The organism is Paenibacillus sp. FSL W8-0426, assembly GCF_037969725.1.
GTDB lineage: Bacteria > Bacillota > Bacilli > Paenibacillales > Paenibacillaceae > Paenibacillus > Paenibacillus hubeiensis.
The window spans coordinates 5289042-5305508 of record NZ_CP150203.1; the positions used below are offsets into that span (position 1 = coordinate 5289042).

The following is a 16467-nucleotide window of genomic DNA, read 5'->3' on the forward strand; positions in this document are numbered from 1 at the left end:
ACAAACGAATGTAAACGAAGCTGATCCGTCCTTCGGCTTTAATTCACCGTCATGATCGAAGCCCCGTAATCTTCAATATGAACCTTCGCGCTAAACGTAACGGGAATCGCAACAAACTCTCGGTCCCAGTCGTCCTTGAGCTGTTCCCACAGGGCGGGATGCTGAATCCGTACGGTTTTGCCGAAGCCGGCTGCTTCCGCCCGCAGCGATTTCATTTTGGCAACGGCCTGCTGTGCCAGCGCGATCACCCGCTCCTCCACGATATCGGCTTGTTTGGCGAGCAATGCATTGTTCCCCTTATTCTCTTTGTGCACAAAACTTTCCGAGATTCGACCGGTCGACGTTAACGTGACATGAAACGAAAGCTCGTCTCCCCGAACGTTGGCTTTGATTTCGCTTTTGGCAGACTTGATTTCGTAGGTGAAATTTCGCTGTGAACCCGGCTCCGCGACTCTCACGATGCCTCCGGCCAGATCGCCGGTGATCCACTGCAGCCCCTCCACATCGATTTCGCTTAAATGACCGCCGTATTCCCGCGTTTTACCACGGATTATGCCCGCACCGGACAGCTTGACACCTTGTTTCGTGACGATGACATTGGGCAAGATGAAGCTTGAACCCGACTTCAAGGGACCGATGACTTTGGCGAGCGAAACCGGTTTGACCATACGGGCGCTGCGGGATCGGTTGTTGAACAGGTCCTTAAGCATGAAGGCCGGCGTCTGTCCGGAATGCGTTTCTTTAAACGCATCGCTGGCCGTTCCCGTGCTCGTAAAAAGCAGCAAGCTCAATCGAATATCGTTATCCGCCAGATAGAAGTCCAAGAGCTCATTCATGGGTACCTGCTCCAGCAGTTTCGAACCGATGACAATCGTTTTCAGATGAAAGCCTGCCGGAGACTGGTTGCTGAGATAACTTTCCCTGGTCATTTCCATGTTGGAATTTCCCGTCTCCTGTTCGTTGTAGAACGTTTTTCCCGGCGAAGCGGCACCGGAATTATCCCCCTTCTCAGGCAAAACAAACTGCACGGTTCGCCGGATGTATTGTTTGGAGTCATTGCTCTCCTTCCCCACTGCTGACGATGCGCCGTTCTCGTCCGGGGAAATCCAGTCCAGCGCAATCCCGGCCTCGAGATTGCGCTCCTCAATCGGTGAACTGCTCCAGCACCCCGCAAGCAGGATGCATCCTGTGAGCGCGCTGATCAGCAGCATGCCGAGACGTGCTTTTTTCATGACAGTTTCGACCTCCAAACGGAAAGCAGGAGCAGGATGATCGGAAAACTCGAAAAGAGGATCAAATTGGCTTTTCCAATAAAAGCTCCCACAGCAAATACTTCATTCATGTTTTGAGGCAGTTGGGACAACACACAGATGAAGGGCACGATCACATACAGACTCCATTTGTACGGCATTTTCGTGATCTGGGACAGCCCCAGAGCCGCACAGTAGAACACAATCGTGAACGTGGCGAAAATCTGGATGATCCAGATGGACAACAACAGGGATTCGAAGCGTTCCAGCAACAGGTTCTCCACCTCCACGCTCCGCGCGAGATCAAAAAAAGGCCAGGTCCGCGTCAGGACGCCATCAATCGAAAATGCGCCGATACAAATGATCACCGCCGTCGTATAAAATACGACAGCCAACCCGATGCCCCAGCCGGCAATCAGCGTCGCTCTCTTTGGGTTTTGCATTCGGCACAATATGAACAACAGACATTCGCTCCCGCTGAAGGTCAGCGTGGTCGATCCCATGCCATGCAGGACAGGCATGAACCCTTTGGCGAGCACCGGTCGAAGATTGTCCACATCGAAAATATGAAAACCCAGCGAAAAAATCAGAATCATGACGAAAGCGATGATCGGAAAGATCACTTGACACACTTTCCCGATCGTGGTTATTCCCTCCATACACAGGTACAGGGATGTCCATATAAACAAAGCCAAGATGGCCCAGCCTGGCGTTCCTTCCAGCAGAAAGAACGAAGTGACTTCTTCCATGGATCGCAGTTCGAAACTGGCCACATTGATGTAATACAGAATCAAGATCAATCCGATGCACTTGCCCACGAAAGAACCGGCAATTTCCTGCACGTATTCGTAAAAGGTCATTTCCGGAAAACGCTGGCTCAGCTTGATGATGATCCATGCGTTAACAAAGCTGTATGTTCCTCCGACAGCCACCGTCATCCAGGCATCGGGCGTGCCGACTGCCTCGGCCAACTCCCTCGGCAAGATCAGCAGCTCCGCGCCAATGATGAAACAAACAATCACACCCATGGCTTGTAACGTCGTTAGCTGGTTGGATTGAGGCAACCCGGCTGACATCGCTGCACCCCCTTCCTGAGTTAATCGCTGCGTTTCGGATCTTTCGTTTTCAATACGTTCGGCCGGCTTTTCATGAATTGCAGCGGCGCGCGGATTAAATAATCCTTCCAGTCTTTAAGAGACTGGGGTACCGCCATCGTCACGTAGGGAATGCCAAAGCTTTTGAGCTTCAGCATATGGATCGTCAAAAACAGAAAAGACATAATAACGCCATAGAGCCCAAAGATCGCGGCGCTGAACATGATCGGAAACCGCAGCAAGCGCATGGAGATGCCTGCGCTGTACATCGGCGTGGCAAACGACGAAATGGCCGTCACCGCCACGACAATGACCAGAATGGGGCTGACGATGCCAGCATTGACCGCAGCTTGCCCGATAATCAAACCGCCGACGATCCCCATCGCCGGACCAATCGGTTTGGGCAATCGCAAGCCTGCTTCCCGCAGCATTTCGATCGCTACTTCCATGATCATCGCTTCAATCAATGTGGAGAAGGGAACGCCCTGCCTGGTGCCGATAATGGAAACGACCAGCTTCGTCGGAATAAGGCCGGGATGAAACGAAATGAAGGAAATGTAAACTGCCGGAGCGAACAACGAGATTAACGTGGCTACAAAGCGAAGGATTCGAATCAGGGAACTGGGCAGCCACCGCTCATAATAGTCTTCGGGAGACTGCAGCATCATGCCGTAAGTTACGGGCATTAGCAATGCATATGGGGAGCCGTCGAGCAAAATGGCTACCCTGCCTTCCAACAAAGCCCCCATCACCCTGTCAGGACGCTCGGTACTTTGGATTTGCGCGAAGGGACTCAGAAAGTTGTCCTCGATCAGCTGCTCCACGTAACCTGCTTCCATCACTTCATCCACCTCGATGGTGCCGACGCGCCGCTTCACTTCTTCCACAAGCCCGGGGTTGGCAATATCCTTGAAATAGACGACCATCAGTTCTTTTTCAACCCGGGTCCCCACCTTGTAGGATATCATCGAGAGGCTGGCGCTCTCGCCATGCCTGCGAAGCATCGCCGTGTTGTCGCTCAGCACCTCCGTAAAACCGAGGCGTGGACCGCGAAGGACCGATTCGGAGACGGGTTCTTCAACCGAGCGGCTTTTTCCCCCGGAAATGCCAAGCACAATCCCGCCGGGAGCACCATCCACCAGCAGCATCACCGATCCGAACAAAACTTTGCGGAGCGCCTGCTTGACATCCGCAACCCACTCGATTTCTGCGATCGGCAGCAATTGCTGCATCAGAAAATCCTCCAGCGTCCGATCTGCTGCGAACCGTTCCGAATCCAATGGCGCGCTGCCCCAATCCAGCAGTGGTTTGATCACATTTTCGTCCAAACCGGACTTATCGGTCAGACCGTCAATGAAAAACAGAACCGCTTTCACGTTCAAATTTTGCAAATAGATTGTTTTTTCGTTGATGTCCTGCATGTCTCTGGCTGAAGCCCTGAACTTGCCCAGATTCAGCAGATGATCCATCGTAAAAGACAGCCCTTCTTCGCCAGCTTCCCCATCCCCCGTTTCGGTGTCCTGCCGGTCCGCATCGGGGTAAGCGGAAGGCTGTTTTTGTACCTCTTCCATCCTCTGTTTGCGCCTGCTGTGCCTTCCGTCCCAGGCCTGGATCTGTTGAAAGACCTGCCATATGAGCAAAGGAAACAATGTCAGCCATACTGCTTCCGCTATCATGTTCCATTTCGGCATATGATGCATGATCGTTTGCCACATGGTCCATCCCCCGTTTCCAAAACCTCCATATAGGTTGTAGAGTTTCCAAAAGATAATAAATCATGCAAAAAAAGAACAAAAGTCATTTGGGTCTCATGCCCCAAATGACTTTTGTTCTTTCCGATTTAAAATATAACGATCCCGCCCGCTGCCGCAAGCAAAATGACGACGAACGGATGCAGCTTGTACTTGATGATCGCAAGCAGGCAGCCTGCACAGATGACGAGCATCCCCAGCGTCGTCCAGTCGAGCAGCGATCCGGTATTGCCGCCAATGCTGAAGTGAATGGCCGCGTAAATGATGAGTCCGGTCACGATCGGCCTAAGGCCATAAAAAGAGGAGCGGACCCACGTATTGTTCTGCAAACGCAGGAAAAATGCAGTGAAACAAATAACGATGGCAAGCGACGGCAAAATAATGCCGATCGTGGATACGATCGCTCCCGGGATACCGCTCTCGGAATATCCGATCAGCGTGGCCGTATTGGTGGCAATCGAGCCTGGGGCCATGCCGGCCAAGGAAACGAGTTCTTGGAACCGTTCCGGTTCGATCCACCCCTTATCCATCACTTCCCGCTGAATAAGGGTAATTACCGCATATCCTCCGCCGAACGAGAGGGAGCCCACTTTTAAAAACAACCAAAATAATTCCCACAGCATGTAATCACCTTCAGATGTAATATTCGGGAAAATGAGGCTCCTGCTTGTTCTCGTTGTCCTCCTTCTCCGTTTGTGCCGCCATGCCGAGTGCACGTTTGACAAGCACAACAAGCACGCCGATGATCGGACCACCGATAATCAGGTACAGCGAATGAACCTGGGTGAACAGCAGCACGGATACGCTTGCGGCGGTCAGCAGCAAAGTCGCGGCATCCATGATCGACCGTTTGCCCATCTTGAATGCAGCCACGATGATCAGCGCCACTATGGCTGCATGGATTCCTTTTAAAGCCGCCTGTACTTTGGGAACGTCCTGGAACATCATACCAAGCAGGCTGAGGACAAATACGATGATAAACGTAGGCAGCGTAATCGCCGCAACGGCACCTATGGCGCCAATCACTCCTGCCATTCTATAACCGACAAACGCGGCTGAATTGACGGCGACGCCGCCCGGTGCCGAACCGGCCACCGATATCATGTCTGCCATCTCGGAGCGATCCAACCATTTCTTTTTCTCGACGACCTCGCGCTCGATCGCAGCAATCATGGCATAACCGCCCCCAAAGGTAGAGGGACCCAGCTTCAGAAACACGGCACACAACTGGACAAGGAGGTTAAGGTTAATTTTGCGTTGTGTGTTCATATAACACCTTCCCGTTTCATGTTCAATAACTCTTATACTTCATTATAGCATGTTTATTCCATTTTGGAATAAAGTCATCAAAAAATATTAGCCTAAAAGTTATCCTCCCTTTCACAACCTAAAAAATACCACATAATTCCACCAACTTAATTCCACAATAGAATTAACTCAATTATTCCTATAACATTAGCTGGAAAACGTAACTTTCTTCCGTTATACTGAATTTATCTATCCCGACTCATTCACTTGGAAATGGAGCCGTATACTGATGCTTAAACGTTCCCATTCTTCAATTCATAAACAGATTTACGATCGGATCGCTTACCTTGGCACCGTCTCCAAAGCCGATCTGCTGGAATATTTCACGATTACGAGCAGCAGCATGACACGTATTTTGGAAGATATGCTGGGCCAAAAAAAGATCGTCGTTTCCGGATTGGGCAGCTCCACCGGAGGACGCAAGCCGATTCTGTTCCAAACCAACCCATCCTACGGCTATTTGCTTGGGCTGGATATATCGCGAATAAGCTCTTCGCTGGGGTTATATGACCTTCACCTCCAACCACTGGCCCTCTCTCGCTGGAAAATGGATCGTGATTTAACGCCGGAGCGCTTCGTGGAACTGGTAGTCCAAGAAACGCAAGCGATGCTGGAGAAACATCAGATTGCCGCAGAGCAGGTGCTCGGGCTCGGCATAGGTGCTGTCGGACCTCTGGATCCGAAGCAAGGCATTATCCTGCAGCCGGACTTTTTCCCGTCCGAAGCGTGGAACAACGTGCCGATCTGCCGTATGCTGGAGGAACAGCTTCATATTAAGGCACGGCTGGACAATGGGGCCAACACGGCTTTGCTTGCGGAGCATTGGGCGCTGCGAGACGATACCTGTGAACACATGTTATATGTGCACTCGGGGGTCAGTATCCGCTCGGCCATCATGTCCGGCGGCAAAATCCTGCGCGGTGCGGCGGATACCGAAGGGGCCATCGGACAGATGATTATTCAGACGGGCGGCAAAAGGCTGCGGGACAAAGGCAACTACGGCGCCCTGGAAGCCTACGTCTCCGTCCCGTCGCTGGAGGAGCGGGTAAGCGCTCAGCTCAAAATCGGCCGGGAAAGCGTCCTGTCCGGACTGCCGCCGGAGCAAATCCATTTCGCGGCATTGGCCGAAGCGCTTGAACAGAACGACGCTTTGGTCAAGGAGCTTTTTACGGAAACCGCCTCTTATCTGGGCATTGGGCTGGCCAACCTGATCAATACGGTTCATCCGGAATACGTCATTTTGGGTGGAGCTCTCGTCAACGCGCATCCGCTGGTCTACGAGACGGCCATTCAGATTGCCCGCAAAAACATCTATCATTATCCCGAGTACGATCCGGTCTTCTCTCAAGGGGAGCTGCGGGACGAAGGCGTGGTCACCGGCGCAGCGCTGATGATTTTGCAGGAATGGGATGGATGACCTTCTGCAAATCGTGCCAAACACATGCCAAAAACAAACCTCTGAACGATCGCGAACCGCGAGAACAGAGGTTTGTTTTCGTATGCCACAGCCTGAAAACGACAATCGGCGTGACCAAAAAAGCACCCTATACGGGTGCTTGCATTAGCTTCCGGAAGCCTCAGCCGCGTTGTTCATCATCCGCGTCCGCAGCGCAGCGGAATCCGGTATTGCCTGAGGAGCTGTCAGGCGTATTTTTGTTGCGTGCCGCGACCCTGTACCGGTTGCAATAGGAATCGTGGCATAGGTACGAGCCTCCACGCATGGATCGCGCATTTCCTCGGCTCACGCCGAGCGGATTGATGTTGGACGATTGGCGATGGTAATATGGATCGAACTCGTCCGCACACCATTCCCACACATTGCCTGCCACATTATACAATCCAAATCCGTTTGGCTCAAACGCATCTACAGGCGCGGTTCCGACATATCCATCCTCGGCATCATTGGTGATCGGAAACTTTCCTTGCCAAATGTTGCACATATGTTTGCCGTCCGGCGTCAACTCGTCTCCCCACGGATACCTCGCCTGATCCAAACCGCCGCGCGCAGCATATTCCCACTCCGCCTCTGTCGGCAGACGTTTTCCGGCCCATTTGCAATAAGCCAGCGCATCGTTCCATGATACATGAACGACGGGATGGTTCATGCGATCTTCCACATGGGAACCCTTTCCTTCGGGATGTTTCCAATCCGCACCATCCACGATGTGCCACCACGGCGTCTGCATGACCATCGTGGCTCTGTTCTGCCTTTGTTCCGGCGGTAGCAATAAATGAAACACAAAGGAGTTGCCGAACCGCTCGGCTTCCGTGACATAGTTGGTATCTTGGACAAAATCGGCAAACTGCGCATTCGTCACGGCATAACGATCGATGTAAAACGATGAGAGCGTGACTCCCCTGGCCGGTCCCTCTCCGTCCTGTTCGAAACCTTCCGTGCTGTCCGTTCCCATACGGAACGTTCCACCCTCCAACCGAATCATGCCTGGGCGCTCCGCTGCAGGTGCATTCTCTGTTTCGCTTTCCTGACAGCAAGCCTGTTTTAGGGTAATACGCTTCCCCGGCTTGATGTTGACCGCCGTTTTTCCGCGTCCCGGCGTGCAGCAAGAGGCCTGGTTACCGTCCCGTTCGTTGTGATCCATAAAACGTACCCCCTTCGATGGTCTTTGCTTTATTTAATTATATCATCTTAATTTCATTTTGGAAGAAAGTGTTGGGCTGCAACTATATAAACCCCATTAAGCAATCACACAAGGCACTGCGAGTGCAGTACCATCTTCCGATCACGACAAAGACATCTTCCGGTTCCACCCGAATGTAGGGGGATACCAAAAGATGCCGCCTGAATCGTCATCTTCAATTTTGGTTTGGGTACAGCAGCTTGGAAGCGGCTTGCCCCTGTTGGAACCTGCGTCCTCCTTTTATAACTTGTCTACCTGCAGCACGATAACCTGCTTCTCGGTGACGGCATAGCGAAGCCTTTCTTCAGTCAGCACGCCCAGCTTGATCAAGCTTTTGATCTTGTTTCCATCCGCCCTGGACGCGAGCCTCCACAGCTCAGGATCGGCAAGAGACGCATACAGCTTGTTGTCATCGTATTCCTTGCGGTGCTGCAGCACCGTTTTGATGGAAAATCCCCCAATGCACGTCTCGTACACGCCTTGCCCTTCGCAGTATGCGACGATTTCGTCGCGCAGTACGGCCAAGCGCTGCTCAATCTCCTTTTGCTGCCGTTTCAATTCGAAATACTCCGTAACCTTTTGTTCCATGGTCCCGCCTCCTTATAGCTTAATTCATATGCAAAGAGGCGAAGATTAGGACTTGCATCCTGAAGATTGTCCGCTGATGCCCTTGTGAGGATGCATGCCCGGATGCATGTGGTGCGCCGCTTCATGATTAAAGTAAGATGGTCAGCCACATGTCATGCAAAAAAAACATTCTTGCCACGTATTCGTGACAAGAATGTTCTCTGCGAAAAGTACATCGGCAAGAGGTTACTGTCGATGTCGTCCAAGCCGACAAAACTTCTCCACCCGCATTACTTCTCGGGATAAGGGTTAATCATGCGAATGGTGCCATCCGGATTGTACGCCAACTCGGCAAATTTCACGCAGCGCTTGTAGTCGACGCCGCCGGAAAGGGAGCAATCGTGATAGAACAGATACCACTTTTCCCGGAATTGTACAATGGAATGATGCGTTGTCCAGCCTATGACGGGCGGCAAAATGGTGCCTTGGAATGTAAACGGCCCCACCGGGCTGTCGCCGATGGCGTACACCAGTTTGTGCGTCGTTCCTGTAGAATAGGACAAATAATATTTGCCATTGTACTTGTGCATCCATGGTCCTTCAAAATATCGGCAATCCTCGTTGCCTGCGGTCAGCGGTTTGCCTTCCTGATCCACGATGACGATCTCCTGCGCCTCCGAAGCCAGCGATAGCATATCATCGCTCAGTTTCGCCACTCTTGGTCCGAGGGCGGGAGCATCCGGGGCAGGACCTTCCGCATGTTCCACGTAGCTTCCTGTCTGCCATTTCTCCAACTGTCCGCCCCATAGCCCGCCAAAGAACATGTAGGCCTGATCGTCCTCGTCGACGAACACAGCGGGGTCAATGCTGAAGCTGCCTTGAATGTACTGCTCCTCCGGCTTGAACGGGCCTGCCGGAGACGACGATGTAGCCACACCGATGCGGAAAATGCCATCATGGTCCCGCGCAGGGAAAAACAAATAATAAGTGCCGTTTCTGAACGCGGCATCCGGTGCCCACATCTGGCTGGATGCCCAAGGGACATCCTTCACATGCAGCGCCTCGCCATGATCCGTCACGGGTGAATCCATGTCCGTCATGGACAGCACATGATAATCCTCCATCTTGTACTGGTCCCCGTTGTCATTCACTGGACCATCATGGTCGAGATCATGGGAGGGATAGATATAGATGCGATCCTCGAACACATGCGCCGACGGATCGGCAGTAAAGATATGGGTTACTAAAGGTTGATGCGGCTTAGGCAATTCGGGCATGCAAATGGCTCCTTCCAAAAGATATGCAACCGCGCCCAGCTTCTGGACGCGGCGACGGGTTCAACGATGACGGGTGATCCGTCTAGCTTCACTTGGGCGCGGCGATTTGCGCAACACGCTGATAGGCTTCCTTCGGACGATGCGACTCGTCGAACAGGAAAGGCCAGTTTTTCCGCCCTCGGACAGGGAAATCGTCAAGCCAGGTGTAATCGTCGGCTGCCCCCCAGAATGTCACGGCGCTGATATGTTCCTTGTATTCGTAAAGCAGGCGGAAAATGGATTCGTATCGCTCGGCCTGCAACTCCAGCATCTCCTCCGTAGGATGAACCAGATCCGTGCGCCTGTCGTCAAAGCGGAATACCGAGACATCCAGTTCGGTAAGCTGAAGCTGCAGGCCAAGCTGCGCATATCGCTCAATCGCGGCGCGCATATCGTCCAGGCTCGGATCATACAGATTCCAATGCGCCTGCAGGCCGACGCCATGAATCGGCACGCCTTGATCCAGCAGCGAACGGACGAGCCGATAAATGCGCTCCCGCTTGTGCGGATTGGACTCGTTATAATCGTTATAGAACAAAAGCGCCTGCGGGTCTGCTTCATGGGCGAATTCGAACGCTTTGGCAATAAAGTCCTCTCCCGCGATATCCAACCATTTGGAAGGCCGCAGGAATGCATTTTCGTCGTTCGCATCATCCGAAATAACCTCGTTCACGACATCCCAACCATAGATAACGTCCTTATATCTGCCAACGACGGTTTGAATGTGTGCGCGCAATCGCTCCAGCAATACAGCACGTTCCACCAGCCCCCCAGCTTTGTTCTCGAACAGCCATTCGGGAGTCTGGTTATGCCAGACCAGCGTATGGCCGCGCAGCGCCATCCCATGCTCCCGGGCAAAGGCCGCGATGATATCCGCATCCTCGAATGTATACAGTTCCTCCTTTGGATGCACGCTGGAGAATTTCATTTCGTTTTCCGCCGTCAGGCTGTTGAAGTGATATGCAAGCAGTGAACGCTGGCGTTCGATCGTGCCCGGATTCACTGCTGCTCCGATATGGAAAGCGTCCTTGTACAATTCCTTCAGTGGGGCCTCTGTTCGAAACGAAACCATCATTTCCCTCCTCGTTATTGCCCTGTTCCTCTTGGGCTGAAGCTTGCAGCCTGTATTGGCGGCAGGTCAGATCGAATACTCAAACCAGTCGAAACGGGCAGGAGTGCTGCTTGCCCGGCCGTTGCCCGTAGCGTATAGCCCGATCACCGCTCCGGTGAAGCACATTTTATGGACAAAATCCTCCGGAGAGATGGCACGCGCCGAACCCGACCCCAAACCCCTCCAGTTTTCCCCGTCCTCGGAACAAGCCAGCCTGTATTCCTTTTCTGACGATTCGATCCGGAGCCATAGCTGCTCCGCTTGCGTTTCGCTTTCATGAACCGTGTGCGACTCTCCGCGCACCGTCAGACGGGCAAAGAGCACATTGCGGTCTTCCAACCGTCTTATGCCAAGCTCGTAGTGCGCGTCCTCATCCCGGCGGATGCACAACCCCGCTTCTTCCCCGTCGGCGACCGGCACGAATGACATACATGCCGTAAAGCTGGCATGCAGATGCTGCTGCCTCCGGCCGACAAACGTGAGCTGGCCAACGTCGCCGAGACCCGCCGCCTGACCATACAACGTCAGGAAACCCGGTTTTTCTGCAAGCGAGCATGCTCCCTCTGTCGGATTGCGCACAAACATCCATTGCGGTCCAAGTTCTCCATCGAATTCGTCCCGGCCGACAACGATGGCTCCATTTTCCTCCAACAAAGAAGGGGCCGTCACGGGCTGGCGCTGAACCGTCATATCCAGGCTCACTATTCCTTCATTGTTGTCAATGTGCGGCCAACCGTCATTCCAAACGACCGGTGCGAGGAACGTTTCCCGTCCCAGCACGCTATATCCTTCCTCCGTCAACCGCACGCCGAGAAATACGGCCCACCAGTCGCCGTGGTGATCCTCCACCAGATCGGCATGGCCCAAATACTGGATTGGATGATCCAGATGGCGATGGGTCAGGATGGGCTCTGGATAGCGTTCGAACGGACCGTAAGGTTTATCGCTTCTGCCGATGATTTCGCGGTGCTCCTTGGCCGTTCCGCCCGAAGCGGACATCATATAATACATGCCGTTGATTTTGTACAAATGCGGCCCTTCGGTCCATGGACCGCCGTCTCCATGCCATACGACTTGCGGTTCGGAGAGCGCCTCTCCCGTCGCAATGTCGATCTCATACTGAATGGCGTGAGAGTCGTAATCCGCGCCTTGCTGGGCCGTAACATACACTTTGCCGTCATCGTCAAAAAACAGCGATGGGTCAATTCCGCCATACGGAATGCGAATCGGATCGGACCACGGTCCGGCAGGGTTGGTTGCCGTCACGTAGAAGTTGCCGATGCCTCTCACATCTGTCGTAATCATATAGAACGTGCCTGCGTGGTAACGCAGCGCAGGAGCGTAAATGCCGTCCGAGCTTTTCTGCCCGGTCAAATCAAGCTGGCTGATCCGGTCCAGTACATTGCCGATCTGCTCCCAATGAATCAGATCCCGGCTCCGAAAAATCGGTACTCCGGGAAAATATTCGAACGAACTGCAAACAAGGTAAAAATAATCCTCCGCCTTCACGATGCTCGGATCCGGATAAAATCCGGGCAGGATCGGATTGGCATAACGGATCGTATGCGATTGAAGCTGTGGCATTATTCCTTCACACTCCCTACGTTAAGTCCAACGACAAAGTATTTTTGCATGAACGGATATACGAGCAGGATCGGTACCGAAGCAACAATGGTAATCGCGGCCCGGATTGAAATCGGCGTTACCTGTGTCGAATGCTCCACCCCAACGCCGTTGGCTACCGAAGGGTTGCTGTTGGCGTTCATGCTGGAGGATAACAGCTTCATCAATTCATATTGCAGCGTGCTCAGCTCTTGACGGGAGGACGTATACAGAAAAGCATCGAACCAGGAGTTCCATGCCCCTACCGCGACGAAGAGCGCAATCGTTGCCAAAACGGGTTTGCACAGCGGAAAGATGACTTTCCAGAAAATCCTGAAATCTCCGGCCCCGTCTATTTTGGCTGATTCGATCAGGCTTTCGGGGATGGTATAGATATAAGTACGGATGACGATCAAGTTAAACGCGCTGACCAGCGACGGGATGACATACACCCAGAACGAATTGATCAAATGCAGGTCCTTCATCAGGAAATACCCCGGAATGAGCCCTGCGTTGAAATACATCGTCAGTACAAACACGGTCGTGATCAGCTTGCGGAAAATATATTCCCGGCGGCTCAGCGTATAGGCCAGCATGGTGGTCAGGAATATATTCAGCACGGTGGAAAGCACCGTACGCGCCACGGAAACCATGAACGCATTATAAATCGTGCCTGATGCAAACACCGCTTTGTAATTCTGCATCGTGAACTCGCGGGGCCATAAGTACAATCCACCCCGGATGGTGTCATTCCCTGCATTGAACGAAACGACAATCGTGTTCAGAAACGGGTACAACGTGACAATGACCAGCAAAATCATAAAGATGGTATTGAAGGTGTTGAACAGAATCGGTTCAATGCCCCTGCCACCCGGGCGGCGTACGGAAAGTGCCGTATTCCCTGAACCGGACAATGTAGTTTTTTTCATGATTATAACAGCCTCTCTTCCCCAAGCCGCTTGGCGGTCCAATTCGCGATGAGCAACATGGTAATGCTGACTACGGTTTTGAATATCCCGCCGGCAGTAGCTAGCGAATAGTTGCCCTGGGCAATCCCGTATTTGAGCACAAAGATATCAATCGTTTCCGACCAGTCAACAACAAGTCCGTTGCCCAGCAAATATTGAACCTCAAAGCCTGCTTCCAAAATATGTCCGATCGACATAATCAGCAGGATGACAATGGTTGGCTTGATTCCCGGCAGGGTGATGTTCCACATTTTTTGGTAGCGATTGGCCCCATCAATGTCGGAGGCTTCATACAGCGCCGGATCAATAGAGGCCATAGCCGCCAAATAAATAATCGTGTTCCAGCCGACTTCCTTCCAGACATGGGAACCTGCAACGACTCCCCAGAAATACTTTCCTTCCGTCAGCCAGAGAATGGGTTCATTGATGAGGTGCAATTTCATTAAAATATCATTAACGATGCCGTCGGAAGCGAGCGAAGTCGCCACGATGCCGGTAACGATAATCCACGATAAAAAGTGGGGCAGATACGAAATCGTCTGCACCGTCCGCTTCCACATGACCTTTTTGATCTCATTGAGCAGCAGGGCCAGAATAATCGCGGTTACAAAGCCTAATATGAGGTTGATCACACTCATCGCCAGCGTATTGCGAAGCACTCGCAAAAAGTTGTCATCCGTGAATAAAAATTGAAAATGCTTGAATCCTACCCAGGTTTGCTGTGAGAAGCTTCTTGCAGGCTTATAATCCTGAAAAGCCATGGTCCAGCCCCAGACAGGGACGTAAGCAAAGGTAACGATATACGCAAGCAGAGGAACAGACATCCAGATCAGCTGTCTCTGCGCTTTGATGTTCTGCCAGGTCAGCCGTCGGATTTTCGGTTTTTTCTTCGGGCCGAGCGGCTTGTTGCCCACTACGATTTCCTCCATAATATCAAGCTCCCTATCCAGCTTTGTATTGAAAAGAAAACGTCAAGCGACGTTTTTCCAAGATGACAGACTGCGTCCAGCAATACGCGTTTTTGCAAAAACAGGAAGGAAGGAAAGCTGCCTCCCTTCCTGATGACCGTTGTCTTATTTCACAGACCAGTTATCGATTCTCCACTGCAATACTTCATTGATCCGGCTTTCGTAAGCCTTGATATCCAGCTTTTGAATTTCGGAAACGTATTCGTTCCAGACACTGCCGAATTCCGATGGGTTGGCCAGAATCGCTTTCGGCAAATATTTGGTCGACAATTCGTTCAGCTTGGTATTGGCAATCTTGGCTGGAGAACCTTCAACCAGATCGACGGACCAGGCCGGGTAGTAGATTGGATTTTCCGGCGGATCGCTGAAGAAATCCACGTAGCTGTTGAATCCATATGCATCCAGAACTTCCTTATCAAACGGTTTCAGGCTGGATTGATATTCTTCGGGCTGATTGCTTGCCGAAGTGGCGTTGCCATCGCTGAAATAGCCTTCCAGCTTCGGTGCGGTGGCATAGTAGGCGTCCGCTTTGTTAGCCAGCTTCCATGCAGCGTCCGCAGCGTTGTCGCGTTGTTCCTGCGTTTTCATGAAGCGTCCTTCGTCGTTGACGTAGTAGTCCTCGCCCTCAATGCCCCAAGTGAGCGTTTTCTGCCATTCTTCTTCCATCAACTTGTCGAGCACTTTAATAATTTTTACAGGATCTTTAGCGCTTACGGTAATACCGAAACCGTTGTTCAAGTTGAGCGCTGCACGGTCGCGGTAGTAGTCCTTCGTGCTGCTATCGTACACGAGCGGGAAGCCGACATATGTGCGTTCGATTTTGCCTTGTGTTACCAAAGAATCTTCAGCGCTGCCGAAGTTCCAGTGCTGGTCGAACATGCCGAGTACTGTGCCGCTGGACAATTTAGCCATGTACTGATCGTAGTTTTGCGCAAACGCTTCCTTGTCGAGCAAGCCTTGTGCGTTAATTTCATTAAGCTTCTCATAGTACGTTTTGGCGTAATCCTTGTCCGCAAAAATCTCTGCCTTGCCATCGTTTACAACGACGCCGCCATCATTCGGATGACCGATCAAATGCTGTGGCGGGTTCAAAAGGCCCCAGTTTTTCCAGTCATAGTTCAATACCTCGAAGCCGATGGTCGGCTTGCCGTCGATGGTTGGATATTTCTCCTTGTATTTCGCGATCAACTCAAAGTATTCGTCCAGTGTTTTCGGCGTCGGGTAACCGAATTCTTTCAACACGGCTTTCTGAATCCAGAAGGCAGGTCCGCTGTAATAAGTATCCGCTACCTCGCCGTTGTAAGCCCCGTAGTTGGGCAGGTAATAGATGTGCCCGTCGTTAGGGTCCTTCATCTGGTTCCAGTACTTTTCATAATGCTTCTTCAGATTAGGCGCATGCTCCTCGATCAGGTCTTCGAGTGGAATGACCGAACCGGCTGCAGTCAGCTTGGTATCCGCTGAGATCAGATCCGGATAATCTCCTCCGGCAATCATGACGCCGAGCTTTTGGTTTTTGTCGCCGGCCAAAAATTCGAATTTGAACGTAACGCCAAGCTCTTCCTTCATTTTCTTGTAGATTTTGTTGTCTGCGGTTGGCTGCTGTCCGGCCTCGTTCAGAAATACCGAGATTTCGATCGGATTGTCAGGTCCAACCTCGCTGCCGCTGCTTGCCTCGCCGCTGCCTGGTTCATTTGCACCGCCGCCTGAGCATCCGGCCAGTGCAACGCTAAGTGATAGCAGCAGTGTTGCCCCCATGCGGAAAAACTTTTTCTTGCTGTCCCCCATAAAGCACCTCCAAAATTTGATCTTGCTTTTGTGAAAGCCCTTTCATGTGAATGATTTCATTATAAATTTACAGCTGTCTGGAAACTATATTCGAATTATAGCTCTTTC

At 52.0% G+C, this 16467-nt stretch carries 14 protein-coding genes; 1 reads left to right on the forward strand and 13 read right to left on the reverse strand.

Features of this window, described 5'->3' with window-relative positions:
• Positions 1 to 38: 38 nt before the first annotated feature.
• From MKY59_RS23925 to MKY59_RS23945, 5 genes are all read right to left on the reverse strand, one after another.
• Positions 39 to 1232 (reverse strand): Ger(x)C family spore germination protein, encoded by a 1194-nt coding sequence (locus MKY59_RS23925; RefSeq protein ID WP_339274130.1) that lies wholly within the window; start codon positions 1230 to 1232, stop codon positions 39 to 41.
• Positions 1229 to 2326 carry a GerAB/ArcD/ProY family transporter gene (locus MKY59_RS23930; protein ID WP_339274132.1) on the reverse strand — a complete coding sequence of 366 codons (1098 nt, stop codon included), beginning with the start codon at positions 2324 to 2326 and terminating at the stop codon, positions 1229 to 1231. The genes MKY59_RS23925 and MKY59_RS23930 overlap by 4 nt, the downstream gene beginning before the upstream one ends.
• A gap of 20 nt (positions 2327 to 2346) precedes the next feature.
• The gene (locus MKY59_RS23935; RefSeq protein ID WP_339274134.1) at positions 2347 to 4059 is read right to left on the reverse strand and encodes a spore germination protein; all 1713 of its coding nucleotides are present in this window, start codon (positions 4057 to 4059) and stop codon (positions 2347 to 2349) included.
• 125 nt (positions 4060 to 4184) lie between these two features.
• A complete protein-coding gene (locus tag MKY59_RS23940; protein ID WP_339274136.1) occupies positions 4185 to 4718 on the reverse strand; it encodes a chromate transporter in 534 nt (177 codons plus the stop codon).
• A 10-nt stretch (positions 4719 to 4728) separates the two neighbouring features.
• Positions 4729 to 5364 carry a chromate transporter gene (locus MKY59_RS23945; RefSeq protein WP_339274138.1) on the reverse strand — a complete coding sequence of 212 codons (636 nt, stop codon included), beginning with the start codon at positions 5362 to 5364 and terminating at the stop codon, positions 4729 to 4731.
• Between the two features lie 268 nt (positions 5365 to 5632).
• On the opposite strand from MKY59_RS23945, the gene MKY59_RS23950 reads away from it, so the two are divergent.
• Positions 5633 to 6820 carry an ROK family protein gene (locus MKY59_RS23950; RefSeq protein WP_236415592.1) on the forward strand — a complete coding sequence of 396 codons (1188 nt, stop codon included), beginning with the start codon at positions 5633 to 5635 and terminating at the stop codon, positions 6818 to 6820.
• Between the two features lie 160 nt (positions 6821 to 6980).
• Here MKY59_RS23950 and MKY59_RS23955 read toward each other — a convergent pair whose 3' ends face one another.
• The 8 genes from MKY59_RS23955 to MKY59_RS23990 form a co-directional block, all read right to left on the reverse strand.
• A complete protein-coding gene (locus MKY59_RS23955; protein ID WP_339274141.1) occupies positions 6981 to 8003 on the reverse strand; it encodes a formylglycine-generating enzyme family protein in 1023 nt (340 codons plus the stop codon).
• A gap of 279 nt (positions 8004 to 8282) precedes the next feature.
• Positions 8283 to 8630, reverse strand: a complete 348-nt coding sequence (locus MKY59_RS23960; RefSeq protein WP_236415587.1) for a hypothetical protein — start codon at positions 8628 to 8630, stop codon at positions 8283 to 8285.
• 269 nt (positions 8631 to 8899) lie between these two features.
• Positions 8900 to 9886, reverse strand: a complete 987-nt coding sequence (locus MKY59_RS23965; RefSeq protein WP_339274144.1) for a glycoside hydrolase family 43 protein — start codon at positions 9884 to 9886, stop codon at positions 8900 to 8902.
• Between the two features lie 88 nt (positions 9887 to 9974).
• Complete coding sequence (locus MKY59_RS23970; protein ID WP_236415585.1) at positions 9975 to 11000, reverse strand: endo-1,4-beta-xylanase; 1026 nt, start codon at positions 10998 to 11000, stop codon at positions 9975 to 9977.
• 63 nt (positions 11001 to 11063) lie between these two features.
• Positions 11064 to 12620, reverse strand: a complete 1557-nt coding sequence (locus tag MKY59_RS23975; RefSeq protein WP_236415584.1) for a glycoside hydrolase family 43 protein — start codon at positions 12618 to 12620, stop codon at positions 11064 to 11066.
• Complete coding sequence (locus MKY59_RS23980; protein WP_236415831.1) at positions 12620 to 13459, reverse strand: carbohydrate ABC transporter permease; 840 nt, start codon at positions 13457 to 13459, stop codon at positions 12620 to 12622. Before MKY59_RS23980 ends, MKY59_RS23975 begins: the two co-directional genes overlap by 1 nt.
• 110 nt (positions 13460 to 13569) lie before the next feature.
• Complete coding sequence (locus MKY59_RS23985) at positions 13570 to 14535, reverse strand: ABC transporter permease subunit (protein WP_236415582.1); 966 nt, start codon at positions 14533 to 14535, stop codon at positions 13570 to 13572.
• Positions 14536 to 14679: 144 nt separating this feature from the next.
• Positions 14680 to 16359 (reverse strand): ABC transporter substrate-binding protein, encoded by a 1680-nt coding sequence (locus MKY59_RS23990; protein ID WP_339274146.1) that lies wholly within the window; start codon positions 16357 to 16359, stop codon positions 14680 to 14682.
• Positions 16360 to 16467: the final 108 nt, after the last annotated feature.